Annotated in this window: 19 protein-coding genes; 11 read left to right on the top strand and 8 right to left on the bottom strand. The window is 68.5% G+C overall.

What is annotated here, in order from left to right:
• Positions 1-735 carry a helix-turn-helix transcriptional regulator gene (locus AB0M30_RS37960; protein ID WP_364594447.1) on the top strand — a complete coding sequence of 245 codons (735 nt, stop codon included), beginning with the start codon at positions 1-3 and terminating at the stop codon, positions 733-735.
• 135 nt (positions 736-870) lie between these two features.
• Here the strand turns inward: AB0M30_RS37960 and AB0M30_RS37955 are convergent, their stop codons facing one another.
• Positions 871-1,167, bottom strand: coding sequence for a DUF1330 domain-containing protein (locus tag AB0M30_RS37955; protein ID WP_364594444.1), 297 nt, complete (start codon positions 1,165-1,167; stop codon positions 871-873).
• Positions 1,168-1,331: 164 nt separating this feature from the next.
• On the opposite strand from AB0M30_RS37955, the gene AB0M30_RS37950 reads away from it, so the two are divergent.
• Complete coding sequence (locus AB0M30_RS37950; protein WP_364594441.1) at positions 1,332-2,441, top strand: class I SAM-dependent methyltransferase; 1,110 nt, start codon at positions 1,332-1,334, stop codon at positions 2,439-2,441.
• 461 nt (positions 2,442-2,902) lie between these two features.
• Here AB0M30_RS37950 and AB0M30_RS37945 read toward each other — a convergent pair whose 3' ends face one another.
• The gene (locus AB0M30_RS37945; RefSeq protein WP_364594438.1) at positions 2,903-3,244 is read right to left on the bottom strand and encodes a hypothetical protein; all 342 of its coding nucleotides are present in this window, start codon (positions 3,242-3,244) and stop codon (positions 2,903-2,905) included.
• Positions 3,245-3,653: 409 nt separating this feature from the next.
• Here AB0M30_RS37945 and AB0M30_RS37940 point away from each other — a divergent pair, with 409 nt between their 5' ends.
• The 3 genes from AB0M30_RS37940 (at position 3,654) to AB0M30_RS37930 (ending at position 9,443) form a co-directional block, all read left to right on the top strand.
• On the top strand, positions 3,654-7,526 hold the full coding sequence (locus tag AB0M30_RS37940) for a hypothetical protein (RefSeq protein WP_364594435.1): 3,873 nt from the start codon (positions 3,654-3,656) through the stop codon (positions 7,524-7,526).
• 403 nt (positions 7,527-7,929) lie between these two features.
• A complete protein-coding gene (locus tag AB0M30_RS37935; RefSeq protein WP_364594433.1) occupies positions 7,930-8,097 on the top strand; it encodes a hypothetical protein in 168 nt (55 codons plus the stop codon).
• Between the two features lie 77 nt (positions 8,098-8,174).
• Positions 8,175-9,443 carry a hypothetical protein gene (locus AB0M30_RS37930; protein WP_364594429.1) on the top strand — a complete coding sequence of 423 codons (1,269 nt, stop codon included), beginning with the start codon at positions 8,175-8,177 and terminating at the stop codon, positions 9,441-9,443.
• A 25-nt stretch (positions 9,444-9,468) separates the two neighbouring features.
• Here the strand turns inward: AB0M30_RS37930 and AB0M30_RS37925 are convergent, their stop codons facing one another.
• From AB0M30_RS37925 to AB0M30_RS37910, 4 genes are read right to left on the bottom strand one after another with little or no spacing between them, the layout of a single operon-like run.
• Positions 9,469-10,374, bottom strand: coding sequence for a DUF1963 domain-containing protein (locus tag AB0M30_RS37925; protein ID WP_364594426.1), 906 nt, complete (start codon positions 10,372-10,374; stop codon positions 9,469-9,471).
• 60 nt (positions 10,375-10,434) lie between these two features.
• Positions 10,435-11,733 (bottom strand): FAD-dependent oxidoreductase, encoded by a 1,299-nt coding sequence (locus AB0M30_RS37920; protein WP_364594423.1) that lies wholly within the window; start codon positions 11,731-11,733, stop codon positions 10,435-10,437.
• Positions 11,723-12,577: an alpha/beta hydrolase-fold protein gene (locus AB0M30_RS37915; protein WP_364594420.1), complete on the bottom strand. Its 855-nt coding sequence runs from the start codon at positions 12,575-12,577 to the stop codon at positions 11,723-11,725. The genes AB0M30_RS37920 and AB0M30_RS37915 overlap by 11 nt, the downstream gene beginning before the upstream one ends.
• Positions 12,574-13,800 carry an amidohydrolase family protein gene (locus tag AB0M30_RS37910; RefSeq protein WP_364594417.1) on the bottom strand — a complete coding sequence of 409 codons (1,227 nt, stop codon included), beginning with the start codon at positions 13,798-13,800 and terminating at the stop codon, positions 12,574-12,576. Before AB0M30_RS37910 ends, AB0M30_RS37915 begins: the two co-directional genes overlap by 4 nt.
• A gap of 80 nt (positions 13,801-13,880) precedes the next feature.
• On the opposite strand from AB0M30_RS37910, the gene AB0M30_RS37905 reads away from it, so the two are divergent.
• The gene (locus AB0M30_RS37905) at positions 13,881-14,447 is read left to right on the top strand and encodes a TetR/AcrR family transcriptional regulator (RefSeq protein WP_364594414.1); all 567 of its coding nucleotides are present in this window, start codon (positions 13,881-13,883) and stop codon (positions 14,445-14,447) included.
• Between the two features lie 70 nt (positions 14,448-14,517).
• On the opposite strand, the gene AB0M30_RS37900 is transcribed toward AB0M30_RS37905, so the two are convergent.
• Entirely contained in the window at positions 14,518-15,060 is a 543-nt protein-coding gene (locus AB0M30_RS37900; protein WP_364594411.1) for a hypothetical protein, read from the bottom strand.
• A 71-nt stretch (positions 15,061-15,131) separates the two neighbouring features.
• Positions 15,132-16,142, bottom strand: a complete 1,011-nt coding sequence (locus tag AB0M30_RS37895; protein WP_364594408.1) for an NADP-dependent oxidoreductase — start codon at positions 16,140-16,142, stop codon at positions 15,132-15,134.
• Between the two features lie 131 nt (positions 16,143-16,273).
• Between AB0M30_RS37895 and AB0M30_RS37890 the strand changes: the two genes are divergently transcribed.
• The 5 genes from AB0M30_RS37890 to AB0M30_RS37870 all read left to right on the top strand — a co-directional run bounded on the left by AB0M30_RS37890 (position 16,274) and on the right by AB0M30_RS37870 (position 20,405).
• A complete protein-coding gene (locus tag AB0M30_RS37890) occupies positions 16,274-16,858 on the top strand; it encodes a TetR/AcrR family transcriptional regulator (protein WP_364594405.1) in 585 nt (194 codons plus the stop codon).
• A 103-nt stretch (positions 16,859-16,961) separates the two neighbouring features.
• Positions 16,962-17,813, top strand: a complete 852-nt coding sequence (locus tag AB0M30_RS37885) for an alpha/beta hydrolase (RefSeq protein WP_364594402.1) — start codon at positions 16,962-16,964, stop codon at positions 17,811-17,813.
• A 16-nt stretch (positions 17,814-17,829) separates the two neighbouring features.
• On the top strand, positions 17,830-18,684 hold the full coding sequence (locus AB0M30_RS37880) for an alpha/beta hydrolase (RefSeq protein ID WP_364594399.1): 855 nt from the start codon (positions 17,830-17,832) through the stop codon (positions 18,682-18,684).
• A gap of 115 nt (positions 18,685-18,799) precedes the next feature.
• A complete protein-coding gene (locus AB0M30_RS37875) occupies positions 18,800-19,162 on the top strand; it encodes a YciI family protein (protein ID WP_364594396.1) in 363 nt (120 codons plus the stop codon).
• A gap of 4 nt (positions 19,163-19,166) precedes the next feature.
• Positions 19,167-20,405, top strand: coding sequence for a DUF6596 domain-containing protein (locus tag AB0M30_RS37870; RefSeq protein ID WP_364594393.1), 1,239 nt, complete (start codon positions 19,167-19,169; stop codon positions 20,403-20,405).
• Positions 20,406-20,413: the final 8 nt, after the last annotated feature.

The following is a 20,413-nucleotide window of genomic DNA, read 5'->3' as shown; positions in this document are numbered from 1 at the left end:
GTGTCAGAAAACCGCCACGAGCACGCGGCCGGCCATGTCATCGAGCGGCACCGGCACGACGAGCACCAGCTGGTGTACGTCATCCGGGGCGTTCTCGCGGTCCGCACCGACCGCGGCGCGTGGGTCGCCTGCGCCGACCGTGCCGTCTGGATGCCCGCCGGCACCTGGCACGAACACCGCGTCTACGGCGCTTCCGAGGTGCTGACGCTGATGTTCCCGAGCCACGACGCGCCGTTGGACGGCACCGCGCCCGCGGTCATCGCCGTCAGCGCGCTGCTGCGCGAGCTCCTCATCGCCGCCACCGAACCCGGCCTCGGTGCCGCCGAGGCCGACCGGCTCCACCTGGTGCTCCGCGATCGCCTGCGCCGCGCCCAGGACCGGCCGCTGACGCTGCCGGTGGCCCGCGACCCCCGCTTGGCCCACGCGTGCCGGCTCGTCACCGAAGACCTCAGCCGGCCCCGCACGACGGCGTGGCTGGCCCGTCGCACCGGGACCAGCGAGCGCACGCTGTCCCGGCTGTTCCGCGTCGAATTCGGAACCACCTATCCGCAGTGGCGCACCACGACCCGCGTGTTCCACGCGATGATCCAGCTCGCGGAGGGCGCCAGCGTCACCCGGACCGCGCACCGGTGCGGCTGGGCCACGCCGAGCGCGTTCGTCGAAACGTTCACCCGCACCATGGGGCGGACACCCGGCTCCTACCGGGCCACGCAGCCTCGGCGTCACGCTCCTTGAGCTTCACGGCTCGATCACCGGCGCGGCGATGAGCTCACCGTCCGAAGTGAACTGGAATCGCAGGTCGACGACGCCGCCGTGAAGATCGAGGAGGACGAGCGTGCTCTGTTCGGTGGTGGCGGGTGAGCCCGTCGGTCAGTCGATGCCTTCGACGATGCGGAAGTCGCGTTCGAAGCCGTCGGGGAGGGCCGCGAGCGCCTTCTGGTAGGCCTCGCTCTCGTAGGCCGCGACGGCCTGTTCGAAGCTGTCGAACTCGATCAGGACGACGCGTTCCGTGATTCCGGCTTCGTGGGCGACGACCCGGCCGCCGCCGCGGGCGAGGGTTCGCCCGCCCCCGGCTTGGACGGCCGGACGGGCCAGCTTGTTGTAGGCGGTCAGAACCTCCGGGTCGGAAATGGCGGGGTAGACACTGACCCAGTAGCCCTTGGCCACGGAAACCTCCTGTGTTCAGCCGGACACGTCCGGCTTCGCAGTGTTCTGACTGTTGATCGCGTCGTCAACTCCAAAAACAGCCGCGGCACGTTCCTCCTTCAGCCGAGGTGTCCGGGGCGAGACGGAGTTCGCGAGGCCGGCGCGCCACATTCGTCCGTTCGAAGGTGCACGTCCGGGTGGTGCGCGCATTAGGATCCGCCTCCATGATCGAGGACGACGCGCCAGCCGATCCGGTCGCCTCGCGCCGCCCGGCCTACCTGGCGGATCTGGCCGGCGGTGTGGATCGGTTCTTCGAACCGCGTCGCACCAGCTGTCCGTGGTGTGGCTCCGCGGCCCTTCGCGGCCGGTTGCGCACGACCGACTTGCTGTTGCACAAGCCGGGCCGGTTCCGGCTCGACGAATGCCGGGACTGCGGGCACGTCTTCCAGAACCCCCGGCTGAACCCCGCCGGGCTCGAGTTCTACTACCGGGACTGCTACGACGGGCTCGGCGAAAAGAACATGGCCGGGATGTTCGAAAGCAACCGGGCGGGTTATCGCTCCCGGGCCGAGCTGGTCCGGGACATCGGCGCATCGGGTGAGTGGCTCGACGTCGGCATGGGACACGGGCATTTCTGCAAGGAAGCCGCCGCGGTGCTGCCCGGTGTCAAGTTCGATGGTCTCGATCTCGGCGAAGGGGTGGAGCTGGCGCGCCGGGAGGGCTGGATCCGTACCGGCTATCGGGGCTTTTTCGTGGACCTGGCCGAGGAGCTCGCCGGCCGCTACGACGTGATCAGCATGTATCACTACCTGGAACACACCGCGGAACCGAAGCGAGAGCTGGCGGCCGCGATGGCGGTGTTGCGGCCAGGCGGTCTGCTGGCGATCGAGCTGCCCGATCCGGAATGTCGCTGGGCGAAGCTGCTCGGCCGGTGGTGGATGCCCTGGCTGCAACCCCAGCACCTGAACCTGATGCCGATCGGCAACCTCCGCGCGGAGCTCGCGGACCGCGGATTCACGGTGGTCGCCGAGCAGCGTGCCGAGCCACATGACGCGATCGACGTGCTGGCCGCCGCGATCATGGCGGTCAACGCCTTGACCATCGGCGGGGAGGATCTGGCGTGGCGGGACGCGCCGCCGGCGCGGTGGCGGCGGATCCTGCGCAAGGCCACGTTCATCGCGTGCGTGCCGTTGTTCGTCCTGGCCTCGGTGACGGACCGGATCAGCGCGCCGTTCGGCCGGCGGCGCGGGTGGTCCAACGCGTATCGGGTGGTGGCCCGCCGGGATGCCGTGTAGCCCGCCCCTTTCGATCGCCGAAGCGTGCGGCTAGGCGGACTTGCTGCGGCAAAACCGTCGGCCACCGATGGAACGCCGATTTTCGACATCGCCTTCAGCCCGGACGGCGACAACGTGGCCGTCGCCGGTGACAAGGGCCGGGTACTGCTGTGGAACGTGTCTTGATTCAGCCGGCGTACACGCTGTCAAGATCCGCTCATCGTCACGAGCTGATGATCAAGGTCCTCAAACGCCAGCAGCATCTGTTACGAGTTTGCTGCACTCGACGGCGTCAGCGGACGTAGGCGCGCGACCGGCGGCATGAGAGGAAGTCGGAGAGCACTTCACGGCTTGCAAACGGATGCCTGTCAATCTTTGCTGGAGACGCCTACTCGGGGGAACAGCCGCGGTCCAGCAGTTGGTGCTCCGTGGTCGTCACCACGGAGCACCGCCCTGTCAACCGACGACTCCTACCCGCTGCGTCAGCCCCAGTTGATGCTGGCACCGGAGATGCGAATGCTGCACTCGTTCTGGTCGCTTCCCGGCCCGTATTGCCAGTTTCCGTAGATGTCGCTCTGGAACTGGCAAGTGAGCTTCAACCTCCACTTCTGGCTGCCACTGCCGGTGCAGCTGGTCTTGCCCAACGTGTTGAACCACTGGTTGTGGCATGTGAGACCACCGCGGCTCTGGGTCGAGGACCCCGACATGATGGTCAGGCCTCCGGCCGGCTGTGGCGCGGGGTCCGCCAGCGCCGGCAGGCTCGTCCCGACGCCGATGGCCGCGATGGCGATTGCGACCGCACCTGTCCTGTACAGAACGTTCATCGTTCTCTTTCCTCCTTGGTTTCGCATCACCCGCGCAGTGCGGGTGTCCGGTTTCGGTCCGCCCCAGGCGGTCAAGCGATATCCGGTCGGTCGGGTTTCCTGCCGATCGGCGCGAGTGACAAAGTCGGCTGAAAGCCCAGCGCGGCACGCTGCCGAAAAAACTCCCGTCGGTTCAAGAATTCCCGTCATTTCTTCCTGATTCGACGGAGCTGGCACCGGAAGTGCCGGTGATCGGCTGTGCAGGAGCCGATCACCGGCACTTCACCTCCCCCGTTCCCCCGCACCATGGCCTGTCTGTCATTTGCTGAATCAGCAGTCCAGGCAATCCAGCAGATCGTTGCTATGTCTGTGTACGTCGTGTGGGTTGTTCAGTGTCAGGTACTGGACTCTGGACAACGGTCGCTGAACAATGGCGTGGGAGGTGGTGGCGGTGCCGCGTGGCGAGCGACCGCTGGAGGGTGGGGACGGTGTGGTCGTGCGGTTCGCTCGTGACCTGCGGAAACTGCGGGAGAAGGCCGGGCGCCCGACGTATCGGGAGCTCGGTGCGCGGGCGCACTACTCCGCAGCAGCGCTGTCGGAGGCGGCGGGCGGACGCAAGTTGCCTACCCTGTCGGTCACGGTGGCCTATGTTGCTGCGTGCGGTGGTGATACCGCCGAGTGGGCGACACGGTGGCGGACGACCGCGGCCGAATTGGCTGCAACCAATGCAGAACCGTCCGACACGAATGGCCAGGGGCAGGCGCCGTATTTGGGCTTGGCCGCGTTCGAACAGGAGGACGCCGACCGATTTTTCGGTCGGGGCGAACTGGTCGCTGACCTGGTTAACCGGGTGCACCGGCGTCGGTTTCTCGGGGTTTTCGGGCCGTCCGGCTGTGGCAAGTCCTCGGTGCTTCGCGCGGGGCTGGCTGCCCACCTGGCCGCCGAGTACGAACAGGCCGACGCTCCGGTCGTGGTGTTCACTCCCGGCGAACGCCCGCTTGAGGAATGCGCGATCCATTTGGCGCAGTTCCTTGGCGAATCACCGGGGATGCTGCGGGACGAGTTCTCCGAAGACCCACGTAATCTTCATCTGCGTATCCGCCAAGCTGCGGCCGGCACCGCAGCCGAGAGCGATGTCGTGCTGATTGTCGACCAGTTCGAGGAACTCTTCACCCTCTGCGGTGACGAGCCGCAGCGAGCACGGTTCATCGACGCACTAGTGACCGCCGCGACCGACCCGGCCAGCCGGACGAGAGTCGTTCTCGGCGTCCGGGCGGACTTCCTCGAGCACTGCGGGCGCCAGCACCGGCTGGTGTCGGCGCTGTACGACGCGCAGGTGCTGGTCGGCCCGATGAACGTCGACGAGTTACGTCAGGCCATCGTCGGACCGGCCGAGCAGGCTGGATACCGGCTGGAAACGGCCCTGGTCGCTCGGTTGATCGGCGACGCCACGCGCCAAGCAGGAATGCTTCCGCTGGTGTCCCATGCTTTGTTGCAGACGTGGCTGCGTCGGCAGGGCACGCTCATGACTGTCGCCGGCTACGAGATGGCCGGCGGTATCGAGCACGCACTGGCCCGCACCGCCGAACAGACCTACCAGGCTCTCGACACCCACCAACAGCACATCGCCCGCGAAATCTTCCTGCGTCTCACGGCCCTGGGCGAGGGCACCGAAGACACCAAACGCCGGATCACGCCGGACGAACTCGACCTCGACGACCCCGACACCGCCGTGGTCCTCGACACGCTGGCGCAGGCACGTTTGATCGCGCTCGGGGACGACAGCGTCGAAATCGCGCACGAGGCTCTCATCCGGCATTGGCCCCGCTTGCGGAGCTGGCTGGCCGACGACCGGGACGGGCACCGGATCCACCGGTGGCTCACCGAAGCCGCCGCCGAGTGGGACCGCCACGAACGGGACACCGGCTTGCTGTATCGCGGAGCACGCATCCGCACGTGGGAAGGACGCCCGACAGAGCGGCTCAACGGCACCGAACGCACTTTCCTCACCGCCAGCCGCGACGCCGAGGAGAGGGAACGCCGGGCTCGGCGGCGCCGGACCCGGTTCACGGTCGGTGGTTTGAGTTCGGCAATTGTCATCGTGAGCGTTCTCGCCGTGGTCGCGCTGGTGATGGCTGCGCGCGCTGATGACCAGCGGAAGCTGGCAGTGGGACGTCAGTTGATCGCCGACGCTCGCGCGCAACTCCTGGTCGACCCCGAGCTCGGCTTGCTGTTGGCTCGTGAGGCGTATCGGACTGCCCCGTCCGAGGACACCGAAGCCGTGCTCCGGCAAGCGACTATCGATTCACACATCCGTACCACACTGGAAGGAAGCAGCGCCGAGGCCAAGCCTGAGGAAAGCAGTTGGTTTGAAGGCGCGGCCTTCAGCCCGGACGGGAAGTATGTCGTCGCCAGTGAGAGCGGTGTTCGCGGCGGCACGCTTCAAGTGCGGACATGGGACGCCGAACACGGTATGGGGGCCACGACGCAGATACTGCCCACCGCCTCATGGCTGGCGAGACCGGTGTTCAGCGCTGACGGCCGCCGAATTGCGGCGTGGGGCGCTGGAGGCGTGTGGGTTTGGGAGTGGAAGAAGGTCCTGGCCGGCCAAGCACAGCCGGCCGCGATCCACCCCGTCGAGGGCCTGATCTCGCGGGACAAGGTCGCGCTCAGTGCGGACGGTGAACGCGTGGCGGTAGGTGGCGACGGTGCTGTCCGGATCTGGAATGCGGTCGGCGACGACCAGCCGGCTGTGCTCCGCGGGCACTCCGGTCGGGTCGTCGGTGTGGCGTTCAGCCGAGATGGGAAGTGGCTGGCCAGCGGCGGAGAAGACGGCACAGTTCGGCTTTGGAACCTTGCCGAAGGCGGAGATCCGCTTGTGTTACTCGGTCACGAGGGGCCGGTGGAGGCGGTGACTTTCAGCCCGGACGGCGTCCACCTGGCGTCGGCGGGCGTCGATGGCGCGATCCGAGTATGGGACCTTGTTCACCCGGCGGAGGCGGTCGTGCTCGGCCGACATGTGGGCGGCGTCCTCGACGTCGCCTACAGCCCGGACGGATCCTCGATCGCCAGTGCCGGCAACGACAAGACAGTGGAAATCTGGAGCGCCGGCAACACCGTCGGCCCGACGGTGTTGCGAGGGCACCGCCGCGCGGTCTGGTCTGTCGCCTTCAGTCCCGACGGAGGGTCCGTCGCCAGCGTGGCCTTCGACGGGACAGCCAAGATATGGGCTGTCGACCCGGTCGGCGACCTGGTGGTATTGCGCGGTCATCGAGGACGGCCCGTCATCGCCGGGCCCAGCCCGTATGGGCGCCCGGAGATGAAAAGCCCGGTAGCCGGCATCACAGCCAGCGCGGACGGCCGTCTGGTGGTCAGCGGCGGCCAGGACGGAACCGTCCGCATCTGGGACGTCCCCGGTGGCCGCCCTTCGATCGTCTTGGCCGGCGACGGAAAACCGGTGATTCACGTGGCTGCCAGTCCCAGCGGGCGACAGGTGGCCGCTGTCCAAGAGGACGGCACTGTCAACATCTGGAAAACCGCCAACCCAGCCGCGCCGACTCGACTAAAGAAACCCAACTCGGGTAGCCCGGTGCGGAAAGTAGGCTTCATGGCGCACGGCGACCGGCTGGTCGGCTTCGCCGCAGACGGCATCCCGTCCATCTGGAACACACCCGAAGACTCGCCGGCTGAACCGGTGCCGGAACCATTTCTCGGTAGCCCCGTAGTTGTGCCGGAGCTCCGGATCGGATTGAGTCCCGATGGACGCCACATCGCCGAGATCGTGCAGGGTGGCATCCTGCTCTGGGATCTCGAAGGCCGCGGCTTCCCCATCGAGTTGCCCGGCGACGCCAGCCAAATTCAGACACTGACCTTCAGTTTCGACGGAACCCACCTCGCCGGCGCGGCTGGCGACGGCACCGTCCACATCTGGAACATCGCCGACCCGGCCCACCGCACCGGCCCGGTCACATTGCGAGGCCGCCACGACGATGCCGTCCGGGACATCACTTTCAGCCAGGACAACCGCCAGCTGATCACCGTCGGCGTTGACGCCGCCGTGCGAGTCTGGAACGTAGCAGGTACCACTGAACCACTGGTGTTCTATGGATTCCGTGCCGCCGCTTCGGATGTCGCTTCTCTCGCCGACGGTCGGTACGTCACCGCTCACGACGACGGTGTGATCCGGATCTGGCGATGCCTCGCTTGTGGCCCCATCGCAGAAGTCCTCGGTCAGGTAAACCGCCATGTCACCCGAGAACTCACCTCCGAAGAACGCCAGACGTATTTGTCGTCGAGCCGTTGACGGATGATTCTGGGCGCTTGCGTCCGTCCTGGGACTGCAGGACGCTCGGCGAATCTCAAGACCATGGAAGTGCGCTTGATGACCGACATGATGTCCGGGTAGAGAACGCTGCGGATCGGCACGGGTGGTCCTTCTGTTCGCGGCCGCTCCTCGGCAGGACGGTTGAACCGGCCGGCTGTGGCAGCGAACGTCCGCTCATCGGCGTGAGCGCGAGTTCCCGATGTTCCTCAGACGGCTGAGGTACTCGGCCTGGGCGTCGCTGGCAGGGTCTTTCGGTATCGACTCGACGGCACCAAGTGGGGGCATCACGCCGAGGTAAGCTGGCACCTGGCCAGCACCAGGCACAGTTGGAGGTTCCTCAGGTGAGTGGTGCGCTGTGAAGCGAGCCGCGAATGTGGCCAGTGTGCTGGCCATCGTCTGGGGTGGCTGTTTTCTGATGACGATGCCGTTCGGTCTGAGCGATCTCGGGTTTTCCCTGATCTTCGCGACTGTGCTGACGGCGGCGATCTTCCTCGTCGCCGGCGTCGGAATACTGTTCAAGCGAGGCTGGGACGCGCTGAAGAGGCGGTAGGCGCAGCCGCCGAGACGGAGAGCACTTCCGGGTCGCCGCGATGTGTGGTGCGTGACCGGGCTGTACGAGGGGATTGAATGATGCTTTACCACGGCTGCGTGCTCACGCCGGGTCGTCGGCGAGCGGCCCTGATCGCCGTGTTCGCGCTGATGATTGCCGGATGCAGCACGGCGGTGCGCGGCGCCGCCGTGCCGGCGCCGCCGGACACCAGTCGAAACTCGGCTGCCGAGCCCGGGATGGTCTTGCGCCAGCAGCCGGGTAGCGGGCCGGCGAAGACCTTCGGCGGCACTCCGATCTTCGACGCGTGCACGGTGCTGCCGTTCGATGTCGTCCGGGCGAGCGGGATCGAGCTCGACACCTCTGAAGGCCCGGGACCGTTCATGAAGACGGCCCACATGACCGCCGACGGGCAGGACGACCCGAACTCGCGCGGTTCGGTGGCCGACGCCGGCATCACCCGGTGCGAGTACCCGGGCTCGCGTGGCGAGGCGCTCACCTTCACCATCTACCAGGCGCCGTTCGACTCGCCCGACAGCCGGGAAGAACACGAGAAGTCATTGCGCCAAGGTGGCCGCGAGGGCCAAGCAGCGGGCTTCCGCACCTTGTCCACTACGACGACCGAGTTGCACACGTGGACGACCGGAATCTTCGCCGACAACTTCTACGCGATCCTCCACCTCAACGCCCGCGACCCGGCCCAGCCCGAGAACCCGCGGCTGGCCCGCCTGGTCGAGAACGCGGCTGAACGCCTCCACACCGCGCCGACCGGCCCGGCGACCTACTCCTACGAAGGCGAATTCGCCCACGTTCCGCCGCCGTGCGAGTTGTTCACCGGCACGGACTTCCAGCAGGCGGTCGGGTTGAGCACCGACGGCCGCGCCACCGAGCAGTTCGACCTGGCGAAGAAGCACATCACCGCGGACGCGATGTCCGGCACCACCGGGCATACCGAGCACTTCTTCGTCACCACCGGCTGCACGCAGGAGAACCAAGCCGCAGCCAACTCCGGCGTCGGCTCCACGCCGGCTCAGAGCGTCACGGTCACGATGGAGAACTACCTGACCTCGCAGATGGCGGCCGAGGCCAACGACTACGACTGCGCGATCGGAAAGGGCTATCGGCACCCGGCCGGCGAACCCAAACCGGTTCCGTTCACCTCCGGAGATGGGCTGACCTGCCTGATCAACATGGGCAGCGGCCGCCAGTCCCCGTTGGCATTCAAGTCCGGCCGCAGCACCGTCGAGCTGAGCGTGTTTTACGCGCGGAACCTCAAGGACGACGCCACCGCGATCCGCGTGTACAGCGGCATCGCCGACGCGGTCGCGGCCCGGCTGGCCGATCGTTAGCCGGCAGCCGGACGGCGGATCTCGTCTACTCCGTGAACACGGTCAGCGACCGAACTCGGTCGAAGCGTCGGGCGGCCAAGTCCTCGTGGCGGATCAGGAAGCGGCCGACGTGGACCTGGTCCTCCAGCTGGAACTGGGCCAGCGGTATCCACTCGCTCATCAGCCGGCTTGTCTCCTCCTCCACGAGCCGGTCGCGGTCCGGGACGTCACGCGCGATCGAGTCCTCCGCCATGCCGTACTCGGCGTTTTCGCCGATGCCCAGCTCCATCGAATAGCCGCCGAGGTAGAGGTCGGCGCCCGTTGTCACCTGCGGCCAGAGCTCCTTGAACACGGTGCGGAGAGCTTCGAGGTGGGCGGTGTCGCCAACCTGCCGCTGGACGACGTCCGACTCGAACTCGAGGTTCTCGGGTTCGTCGAACCAGCCCGGCATCTCCGGCTGGACCAGAGCGACCAGGTCGGACCGCGGCCGGACGAAACCCGATTCGAACCAGTCGTCGTCGTGGGGCGGTGGCTGTTCCACCTGCACGGTGGCGGTGCCGGCCGGAATGTGGACGACCCGGGCGAACTCGTGCTCGTCGTCCGCGTGCAAAGCGTGCTCGTGGGCCAAGAAGAACAGGAGCGACCCGTCCGCCGGGAGCTCGAGGCCGTCCGCCCGCGGCAGCTTCGCGCAGTCGAGCGAGGCGATGAACGGCAGCGGCAACCGGCCCAGGCCGCTGATGTCGGCGTACGGCCATTCCGTGCCGGCCGGCAGGCGGGGCAGCCCGCCGTTCTGGCCGGCCACACCACCGTGCCGCTCGGCCGAGCCGATGCCGTACCGGTTCGCAGTGCACACCCAGATCGCCACCCGGAGAAAGCGGCCGATCCGGTCGGCCGCTTCGGCCGGGATGCCGCGCTCGATCGCCGTGCTCCGAAACTGTTCGAGATGGTTCATGGCCGAGCACTCTCGCACATCCGCCGCCACGTCCGGCACGCTGGCCGATCGAGTTGTGGCTCAGCCCAGCACCGTGCCCGAGTTCGCGGTGTTTCGGTTGCGCTTGCGGGAAAACGCGCCCAGGTCGATCTCCAGGCCGGTGCGCGGGGCCCGGAACCGGACGGGCACCGCGTCGTGGTCGGCGCTGTTCTCCACCTGGTTGATCAGCTCCGTCATCAGCTGCCCCACGACCGGTGCGTTCTTGAACTGGTTGCCGCTCGTTCCGATCGCGACGTAGAAGCCCTCGAGTTCGGTGCGGTCGTAGATCGGCGTCCAATCGTCGGCGACGTCGTACACGCCGACCACGCCGCGCGCCCGGTTGGGCACCGCCAGGTCGGGCAACCGCCGGGCGGCCCGCGTCACCTGAGCCTCGAAGACCGCGGCTGTCGGGTGGATGTCGACGGTGTCCGGGTCGTCGGTCCACTGCAGCGGATCGCACTCCGGTTCCGTTCCGCCGACGAGCAGGTCCCCTCCGGTTTCACCGCGGAAATAGGTGCCCAGATCCATGTCCGCCACCACCGGCCCGCCGTAGCCTTCCCGGACCGGCACGTGCGCCACTTCCTGCCGCATCGGGCGCACCCCGACCGTGAAGTCGGAACCCACGCCGGCCAACCGGTTCAGCGCGCCCGACCACGGGCCGGCCGCGTTGACCACGACGGCGCAGGGAATCCGGGTGCCGTCCGACAGCCGCACCGACGTCACGCGGCCGCCGGCCTTCTCCACCGCGGTCACCGTGCTGCGGAAGCGGAACTCCGCCCCGCACGCCGAGGCCGCGGATGCGAGGTTCACGGCGGCGAGGCTCGGGTCCGAGACGTAACCGGCATCCGGGGTGTACACGCCACCGAGCGAATTTTTGGCGTCCTCCCAGAATTCCTCGTCGTCGAGGCGCTTCGGCGGCCAATAGCGGCCGGTGTCGATGCCCGGAACGCGCTCGGCCAAGGTCGAGCTGTCCCATTCCTCGTAGGGGACACCGATCTCGTCGAACAACGGAAGCCATGAAGCACGCGGCGCCGCCTCGACGTCGAGCATGACCAGCCCGCTCTTGCGGAACACCGCGAGGTCGCCGACGTCGTGCCCGAGGTGGCCGGCCCAGTCGAGCCAGCCGAAGTGCGCCTCCCAGGCCGTCGCCACCCCGGCGGTGGTGGAGAAGTTGAACCGTACGATCGCACTCGATGCCGACGTCGACCCCTGGCCGGCTCCGGGGGCCCGATCGAGCACGATCACCCGGCGCCCCGCCCGCGCGAGCTCGAGGGCGATCGACGCACCGATCACCCCGGCCCCGATCACGACCACCTCGGCACTCGGGCGCTCACCGGGCACGGCAGGTCCTGAGGTAGCTGAGGAACGAGGCCTGCAGGCCGGTCACGTGCGTTTCGCGCAGGACCGCGCTGGTGACGGCGCCGCCGCGGGCGGTCAGGCGGTGCAGGACGGTGGCCGCGTTCTTCGCGAGGTTCTGGTAGACGGCCAGGTCTCCGAGGAGCTCTCGGTCGTTGACGGTCAGGTGGAGCTTGGCGGCGGGCAGGCTGTCACCCCTTTCTTCGAGCATCGAGAAGACCTGGCTGTCTTCACCGACGACACCGGGGCTGCCGGCTCCGATGCTTTCGAAGAGCGTGTTGCCGGTGAGCCAGGTGTAGAGGCTGAAGAGCCCGCCGTAGGAGTAGCCGAAGAGGCCGTGACCGCTCGCGGCGGTGCCGTAGTCGCGTTCGATCCGCGGGTGCAGTTCCGCGGTGAGGAAGGCCAGGAACGCATCGGCCTGGGTGTCCTTCAATTCGGCGAGGTAGGCGTCGGCTTCCTCGCGGGTCATCGCGCCCGACCGGATTCCCGTCTCCACGGCGTCGACGAACTCCTGGGCGATGGGCTCGCCCGGCGGCACGAGGTCCCTGTTGCGCAGCCGTGCCCAGTGCTGGGCGTCCTCGCCCGCGTAGCCGACGCTGACCTGGATGTAGGGCCGGATCTGCTGCATGGGGTCTTTCTGGGTGACGATGAGCGGGGCCGTCATGCCCACGGCCCAGTTGCCGTCGAGCACGTACACGGCCGGCGCCGGTGCTGTGGCGGGGTCGTAGCCCGGTGGTGTGGTGACCCAGACGCCGTAGTCGTGGCCTCCGCTGGACCGCAGTTCGAAGTAGTCGGTGTCGGCGAGGCAGCCCTGCCACATGGTGCTCATCGGAGGTCCTTCACAACTCGGCCGGCCTGGATGACCAGGACGGCATTGGCGGGATCGGCGAACAGCTCCGGGTCTTCGACCGGGTTGCCGTTCCACAACACGAGGTCGGCCCGCACGCCGGGAGCGATGACCCCGACCTGGCCGGACAGGCCGAGGATCTCGGCGTTGGTCTTGGTGGCCGCCACGAGAGCGTCCATCGGTGTTTCGAGCTTCGCGCGCAGCCTGAGCTCTTCGCCTCGGCGGTCCTGGGCCGGGCCGATGAGATCGGAACCCAGCCCGATCCGGACCCCGGCCGCCTTGGCGACGGCGAGCGCTTCGGTCATCCGTTCACGAACACCGAGCACCCGATCGCGGGTGGATTCGTCGAGGCCCGCGCCGGCGGTGTCGTGCAGCAGTTGCTCGACCACGGCGAACGTGGGCACGAGGGCGACGTCGTGAGCGGCCATCAGGGTGGCGGTGGGTTCATCGAGGTCGGTTCCGTGTTCGACACAGCGCGCCCCGGCTTCGACCGCGTTCCGGATGCCTTCGTTGTTATGGGCGTGCACCGTCACGTAGGTGCCCCGCGCCGCGGCTTCCTGGACCGCGACGGCGATCTCCTCGACGGTGAACTGGGTGTCGGTCAGCCGGTCGTGCGCGCCGACCACGCCGCCGGTCACGCAGAGCTTGAGGAAGGAGGCTCCGCGGCGGAAGGCCTCGCGCACGTTGCGCCGCAGCTCGTCCGCGTTGCCGGACATCATGGACAGAGCGCACAGGCCGGGGAGGTGGTGGCTGCTCCACAGCTCGGTGGGTTCCCACTCGGCTCCGTAGTAGCCGTGCCCGCCGATCTGACACTGGACCGGTCCGCACGACAGGACGCGCGGCCCTCTGACCTTGCCTTTCGCGATCGTGGTGACGAGGCCGCCGTCGACGCCGCCGGTGTCCCGGACGGTGGTGAAGCCGGCGTCGAGCGTCGCGCCGGCGGTGGCGAAGATGTCCGCGGCGAGTTCGGCGGCGCTGATCCGGAACGAGAACTGCGGCTGGATCGGGCTCGACAGGCCCAAGTGGACGTGCGCGTCGATCAGGCCGGGCGTCATCGTCAGGCCGCCGGCATCGAGGCGCTCGCCGCGGGCACCGGCGGCGCCGACCTGGGTGATGTGCCCGTCTTCGATGCTGACGTCGACGTCGACCGGGTCGCGACCCGATCCGTCGACGACCGTCGCACCGACCACTTGAGACCGTCCCACGCGTCGTTCCCTCCACTGGCAGCGGCTGCGACCATGTGTGAGCAACACGGCGCTTCTTTTCCAATGGATAAACTGTGGGAGTGATCCTGTCAAGCACGGAACGCAACGGCGACGCCCGCGAGCGGCTCCTGGTCCGGCTTCTCGACGCCTTCGACGAGGGCCTTCCCTCGCCGGAGGTGTCGCTGCGTGAGATCGCCGCCAGGGCCGAGACCAGTCATGCCCTGTTGCGATACCACTTCGGGTCACTCACAGGAGTCTTGGCGGCGATGCTCGAGGCTCAGCGATCTCGTGACAACGAGTCACTGCTCGAGGTCGCCCGGCAAGGTTCCTTCGACGACCTCGTCGGGGCGATCTGGCGGGCCTACACGCGCCCGGAGCAGCTGTCGCGGGTCCGCGGGTTCTTTCACGTCGTCGGACTGGCCGCATACAGTCCGGAGGATTTTCGCGAGTTCATCGACTCGCTCGACGACCTGACCAAGATGCTGGCCTCGCTCGCGGAACGTGAAGGGCTCGATGCCGAGGAAGCGCTGACGTTGGCCACGGTCACCATTGCCGCGATGCGGGGCCTGCTGTTGCAGAAGGTGCTGACGCCGGCGGTTCACTCGGAGGACGCGGTCGCCTTGATCCTGCGCATGCGCAAAGGCTGATCCGGTCGGCGGACACGCGCGGGGCTTTGAGGGGTGGGCGGTTTTCGCCGCCACCTGGGCCCTCTTGCTGCTACCTCTCCCCGCCAAGTGCCGCCTGATATTCCTTAGCCTGGTCCGGCGTCAGGAGCCGCGACACCCGCACGAGTACGCCGCCTTTCACGTAGTCGTATTCGCCGACCGCGGGCAGCCCCTTTGCGATCGACTGGATGAAGTCCATTCGCGCCTTCGCGCCGGCCTCGTCCGCGTACACCTCCACGGAGCCGCCGCGTTCTACCGCGTCCTCCTTCGTGTACTCGACGTCGTCGGCCTTGACGCGCGAGTCCGAGAACGCTGTCTTCGACGTGTAGCCGTTCGGCCGGCCGAGCAGGTGGTTCGGGTCGTCCGCCGCGGTGTAGGTCTTGAACAGCTTCACCGTGGGGATCTTCTCGGTGAGCGTCTTCGTGACGTCGTCGGCGGACTTCGGGCCGCTGGCGGCCTCGGCCGGGGCGACGACACCGGCCGAGTCGGTCGCCGTCGGCGTGCCGCCTGAGCTGCCGCACGCGGCCAACGAAAGCGCGGCCGCGGAGACGCCAACGGCGAGAACGGTACGGCGGATGATCACGAACCCCTCCAACGTGATGATGGTCGACGCCGGTATGTCTCGCCGAGGGGATCTTTTGTTACGGCAAGCAATGAACTGGTGTCCTACTCCGCCTGGCGAACCCTCACGACGACCTTGCCCCTGACGTGTCCCTCATCGACATACGCCATGGCCTCATTGGTCGAGTCGAAAGGAAAGACCCGGTCCACGACCGGCTCGATGACGCCATCCTCGATGAGGGACGTGATCTCGCGAAGCTGGGACCCGCTGGCCCGCATGAACAAGAACGAGTAGTCCACCCCGCGGCGCTTGGCCGCCGTCCGGATTTCGTGGCTGAGCACGCGCGTTGCCGGGCGCAGGATCCACGGCTTTCCCATCTCGCGGGCGAATTCCGGGTCGGGCGGGCCGGAGAGGGAAATGAGCTTGCCGCCGGGTTTCAATACCCGTAACGACTTCTTGAGCGCCTCACCGTCCAAACTGTGCAAAACCACGTCGTAGTCGTGCAGGACGGTTTCGAAGTCGTCCTTGCGGTAGTCGATCACGATGTCCGCGCCCAGACGCTCGACCAGGCCCACGTTCGCGGTGCTCGTGGTCGTGGCCACGGTCGCGCCGAGGTGCTTCGCCAGCTGGATCGCGAACGTTCCCACGCCGCCGGAACCCGCCTGGATGAAGACCTTCTGCCCCTTCCGCAGGTGGGCCAGTTCGATCAGCGCCTGCCAGGCGGTCAGGCCGACAAGGGGAACCGATGCGGCTTCCTCCATCGTGAGGCGCTCCGGTTTGCGGGCCAGGTCGTCTTCGTGGACGGCGATGAACTCCGCGAAAGTGCCGATCCGGTCCTTGTCCGGGCGCGCGTAGACCTCGTCGCCGGGCTTGAACTCGCGCACGCGGGCCCCGACGCGGGCCACCACCCCGGCGACGTCGTTGCCCAGGACGAACGGGCGGCGGTAGGGGAGGAAGAGCTTGAACTCGCCGTCCCTGATCTTCGAGTCCAGGGCGTTGACGCCGGCGGCGTGGACCTCGACCAGCACGTCGTGCTCGCCGACGATCGGCTCCGGGACGTCGCCGGCTCGGAGACCGTTGCCCTTCTCGTAACGATCGACGATGAACGCCTTCATGCCAGCCACCCGCCTTTAGAGTATGATCATACTACAATATGACCCAGGGGAGCGGGGCGCAAGGGGCTGGCCACTACTTGGATTATGACCGTACTAACATAAGGGCACCGGTCCGGTGAGTGGAGGCGCGCGTGGTGCGGTACGCGAAAGAGCACAAGCAGGTGACGCGGCAGCGGATCATCGACGCGGCCGGGCGCCGGCTCAAGCGCGACGGGATCGACGGCTCCGGGGTCGCCACGCTCATGAAGGACGCGGGCCTGACCAATGGCGCCTTCTACGCCCACTTCGAATCGAAGGAAGACCTCGTCGCCACCGCGGTTTCCGAGCAGCTGCGCGGCCAGCGCGAGTGGCTCACCTCGTTCCCGCCCGGCCGTGACGGTGTCGAGCAGATGGTGCGCACCTACCTCTCGCCCGAACACCGCGACAACCCCGAGGAGGGCTGCCCGTCCGCCGCGCTGCTGGACGAGATCAGCCGCTGCGCGGATCCGACGAAGGAGACCTACACCACCAGTGTGGTGGCCGTCATCGACGACATCGCCGCCCGGCTGGCACCGCACGACCCGCCGTCGGCGCGCACCAAGACCCTCGGCATCTACGCCCTGATGGTCGGGACCCTGCAACTCGCTCGCGCCTTGGCCGACCGGCAGCTCTCCGACGACATCCTGGAGCGGGGGATCCGCAACGCGCTGACGGTGCTGGACGCGTCCGGGGGCTGACCGGCCGCCGGGCGGATCCGGCGACGTCGTCGCGTTCAAGCTTGACCATCGAGTTCGCAAGGCTGCTTGCACCGCTCATAGAATTATGGTCATAATGCAAAGCATGACGACGTACGCAGCCGACACCCTCGAGAACCACACCACCGCCGGCCCCTCCGCGGTCTTCACCTACCGCCGCACCGGTCCGCGGGGTGGTGTGCCGCTGGTCCTGCTCATGCGGTTCCGCGGCACCATCGACTGGTGGGACCCGGAGTTCGTCGACCGGCTCGCCGCGGACCGCGACGTCATCCTGTTCGACAACGTCGGCATCGGGTACACCGGCGGCGAGCCGCGCGACACCGCCGAGGGCTTCGCCGACGGGGCGATCGAGTTCGTCGAGTCACTCGGGCTGCCGCGGGTCGATCTGCTCGGCTGGTCGCTCGGCGGCATCGTGGCGCAGCTGGTCGCGCTCCGCCGGCCCGGTCTCGTGCGCAAGATCGTGGTCGCCGGCAGCAGCGGGCCGGGCGTCGCGCCCGGTACCCCGGAGATGGGCGAGCGCGTGCTGTCCATCATGGCCAAGCCGGACGCGGACGCCGAAGACCTGCTCCACCTCTTCTACCCGGAAACCGAACCGGCCCGCGCCGCCGGGCTCGCGCACCTCGCGAAGGTCGCCAAGCGCCTGGAGGCGGGTGGTCCCGCGGTGACCGAGGACGCGGCCCAGGGGCAGCTCGCCGCCGTGGGACGCCTCCTGGCCGTGGAGTGGGCGCAGCTGAAGGCCCAGCTGCGCGCGATCGGCCGGCCTGTCTTGTACGCCAACGGGATCCACGACGTGATGATCCCCGCCATCGGCTCCTACAAGGCGGCCGAACAGGTCCCCGACGCCACGCTGGTCCTCTACGGCGACGCCGGGCACGCCTTCCTGTTCCAGCACATCGACGAGTTCGCCGCCCAGGTCGACCTCTTCCTCGGCAAGTGACCGAAAAGGACAAGCCATGAACCGCAGTCAAGACGTCGTCTCGTCCTATCAGGACGCCCCGACCCGCACCGTCTCCGCCGGCGGCGTCGACTTCGCCTACCGCGAGCTCGGCCCGAAGACCGGTGTCCCGGTGGTCTTCCTGACCCACCTGGCCGCGGTCCTCGACAACTGGGACCCGCGCGTCGTCGACGGCATCGCCGCGCACCACCGGGTCATCGCCTTCGACAACCGCGGCGTGGGCGCCAGCACCGGCACCACCCCGATGTCGATCCAGGCGATGGCGGCCGACGCCGTCACGTTCATCCGCGCGCTCGGCCTGACGAAGGTCGACCTGCTCGGCTTCTCGATGGGCGGCATGATCGCCCAGGTGATCGTCCAGACGGAACCGGAGCTGGTCCGCAAGCTGATCATCGCCGGCACGGGCCCCGCCGGGGGCGAGGGCATCAAGAACGTCACCCGGATTTCGAACCTCGACACCGTCCGGGCGCTGCTGGCCCTCCAAGACCCGAAGCAGTTCCTCTTCTTCACCCGGACGGCGAACGGGAAGCGGGCGGGCCAGGAGTTCCTGGCGCGCTTGAAGGAACGCCGGAACCACCGCGACAAGCCGATCGCGCTGAGGGCCTACGTCGCCCAGCTCAAGGCCATCCACCGCTGGGGCCTGGAAAAGCCGGCCGATCTCTCCGTCGTCCGCCAGCCGGTGCTGGTCGCCAACGGCGACCACGACCGGATGGTGCCGACGAAGAACACCCACGACCTGGCCCGCCGCCTGCCCGATAGCGAGCTGGTCATCTACCCCGACGCCGGCCACGGCGGCATCTTCCAGTTCCACGCCGAGTTCGTCGACACGGCCTTGGAGTTCCTCGCGCGGTAACCCCCCGGCGCCGGGGTGCGGGAAAATATCTTCGGGGGCGTGTCGATCCGCGAGCCGCCCGTTCGACCAGAGGGCGCACGGGCCGGAGCCGGCCCGGCGGACGAGGAGAACCGAAATGGCGAAGTACCTGCTGATCATGCGGGGCACCGACGATTCGAACGCCGCCATGATGGCGAACATCGACGAAATGATGGCCACCAGCCGCCAGTTCATCGACGACCTGCTCAAGTCCGGTGTCTACGTGGCGGCCGAGGGGCTGGACGATCCCGCCGAGGGCGTCGTCGTCGACTTCGGTGGGGAGACGCCCGTGGTCACGGATGGGCCCTACGGGGAGACCAAGGAACTCTTCGGGGGCTTCTTCCTGATCGACGTCGCCTCGAAGGAGGAAGCGGTCGAGTGGGCCAAGCGGGTTCCCGCGGCTCCCGGGGCCAAGGTCGAGGTGCGGCGGGTGCCCGGCAGCGACGAGACCCCGCACTGATCCGATGAGCACCCCCGACGTGGAAGCCGTCTGGCGGATCGAGTCGGCGCGGATCGTGGCCGCGCTGACCCGGTTCACCGGGGACTTCGGGCTGGCCGAGGACGCCGCCCAGGAGGCGGTGGCCGAGGCGCTGGTGTCGTGGCCGCTCGATCCGCCCGCCGATCCGGCCGGCTGGCTGATGGCCACCGCCCGGCGGCGGGCGATCGACGCGATCCGCCGCCGGGTCGCCCTCCGGGACCGCTACGCCGTGCTGGCGACCGATCCGGCCGTCGGCGCGGCGGCCGGGCCGGCGGCCGTCGAAGACGTCGACCCCGACCGGATCGACGACGTGCTCGCGCTGATGTTCGTCAGCTGCCACCCGGTGCTCTCGCCCGAGGCCCGGGTGGCGCTGACGCTGCGGGTCGTCGCCGGCCTGTCGAGCCAGGAGATCGCCCGGGCGTTCCTGGTTCCCGTGCCGACCGTGCAGGCCCGCATCACCCGCGGCAAGAAGACGATCGCGGCGGCCGGGGTGCCGTTCGAGCTGCCGCCACCCGCCGAGCGCCGGGAGCGGCTGGGCGGCGTGCTCAGCGTCCTCTACGTGATCTTCACCGAGGGGTCGACGGCCACTTCGGGCGACCGGCTGGTGCGCCCGGAGGTGGCGTACGAGGCGATCCGGCTGGCCCGCACGCTGGCCGCGCTGCTGCCGGACGAGCCGGAGGTGCACGGCCTGCTCGCCTTGTGCGAACTGACGGCCGCGCGCTTCCCCGCCCGGACCGCCTCCGACGGTTCGCCGGTCCTGCTCGAGGACCAGGACCGGCGCCGCTGGGACGTCTCGGCGATCCAGCGCGGCCTCGCTGCGCTGGTCAAGGCTTCCGCGGGCGGCGGTCTGGGCCCGTACGGCCTGCAGGCCGCGATCGCGGCCACGCACGCGGCGGCGCCGTCGGTGGAGGCGACCGACTGGGAGCGGATCGTGGTGCTCTACGAGGCGCTGGGCCGGGTCGCGCCCTCGCCGGTGGTCGAGCTCAACCGGGCCGTCGCCGTGGCCATGGCTTCGGGACCGGAACAGGCGCTGGCCATCGTCGACGAACTGGTCGTCGCTGACCGGCTCTCCGGTTCGCACCTGGTCCCGACCGTGCGCGGCGAGCTGCTGGCCCGCCTCGGCCGGCGCCCGGAGGCGCGCGCCGAGCTGGAGCTGGCCGCCCGGCTGTGCGCCAACGAGCGGGAACGCGCGGTCCTGCTGCGCAAGGCGGCCGAGCTGGGCTGACGACGCCG

The sequence above is a fragment of the Amycolatopsis sp. NPDC051716 genome (assembly GCF_040681595.1).
In the GTDB taxonomy this organism is placed as follows: Bacteria; Actinomycetota; Actinomycetes; order Mycobacteriales; family Pseudonocardiaceae; genus Amycolatopsis.
The sequence above is the reverse complement of the archived record's forward strand: the minus strand, read 5'-3'. Positions and strand labels throughout refer to the sequence as shown.

Bases quoted from the DNA above. Each gene is read 5' to 3' on its own strand.
- AB0M30_RS37945 (WP_364594438.1), bottom strand. From the start codon at position 3,244: ATGAACGTTCTGTACAGGACAGGTGCGGTCGCAATCGCCATCGCGGCC.
- AB0M30_RS37940 (WP_364594435.1), top strand. From the start codon at position 3,654: ATGGCGTGGGAGGTGGTGGCGGTGCCGCGTGGCGAGCGACCGCTGGAG.
- AB0M30_RS37930 (WP_364594429.1), top strand. From the start codon at position 8,175: ATGATGCTTTACCACGGCTGCGTGCTCACGCCGGGTCGTCGGCGAGCG.
- AB0M30_RS37925 (WP_364594426.1), bottom strand. From the start codon at position 10,374: ATGAACCATCTCGAACAGTTTCGGAGCACGGCGATCGAGCGCGGCATC.
- AB0M30_RS37915 (WP_364594420.1), bottom strand. From the start codon at position 12,577: ATGAGCACCATGTGGCAGGGCTGCCTCGCCGACACCGACTACTTCGAA.
- AB0M30_RS37895 (WP_364594408.1), bottom strand. From the start codon at position 16,142: ATGAAGGCGTTCATCGTCGATCGTTACGAGAAGGGCAACGGTCTCCGA.
- AB0M30_RS37885 (WP_364594402.1), top strand. From the start codon at position 16,962: ATGACGACGTACGCAGCCGACACCCTCGAGAACCACACCACCGCCGGC.
- AB0M30_RS37880 (WP_364594399.1), top strand. From the start codon at position 17,830: ATGAACCGCAGTCAAGACGTCGTCTCGTCCTATCAGGACGCCCCGACC.
- AB0M30_RS37875 (WP_364594396.1), top strand. From the start codon at position 18,800: ATGGCGAAGTACCTGCTGATCATGCGGGGCACCGACGATTCGAACGCC.
- AB0M30_RS37870 (WP_364594393.1), top strand. From the start codon at position 19,167: ATGAGCACCCCCGACGTGGAAGCCGTCTGGCGGATCGAGTCGGCGCGG.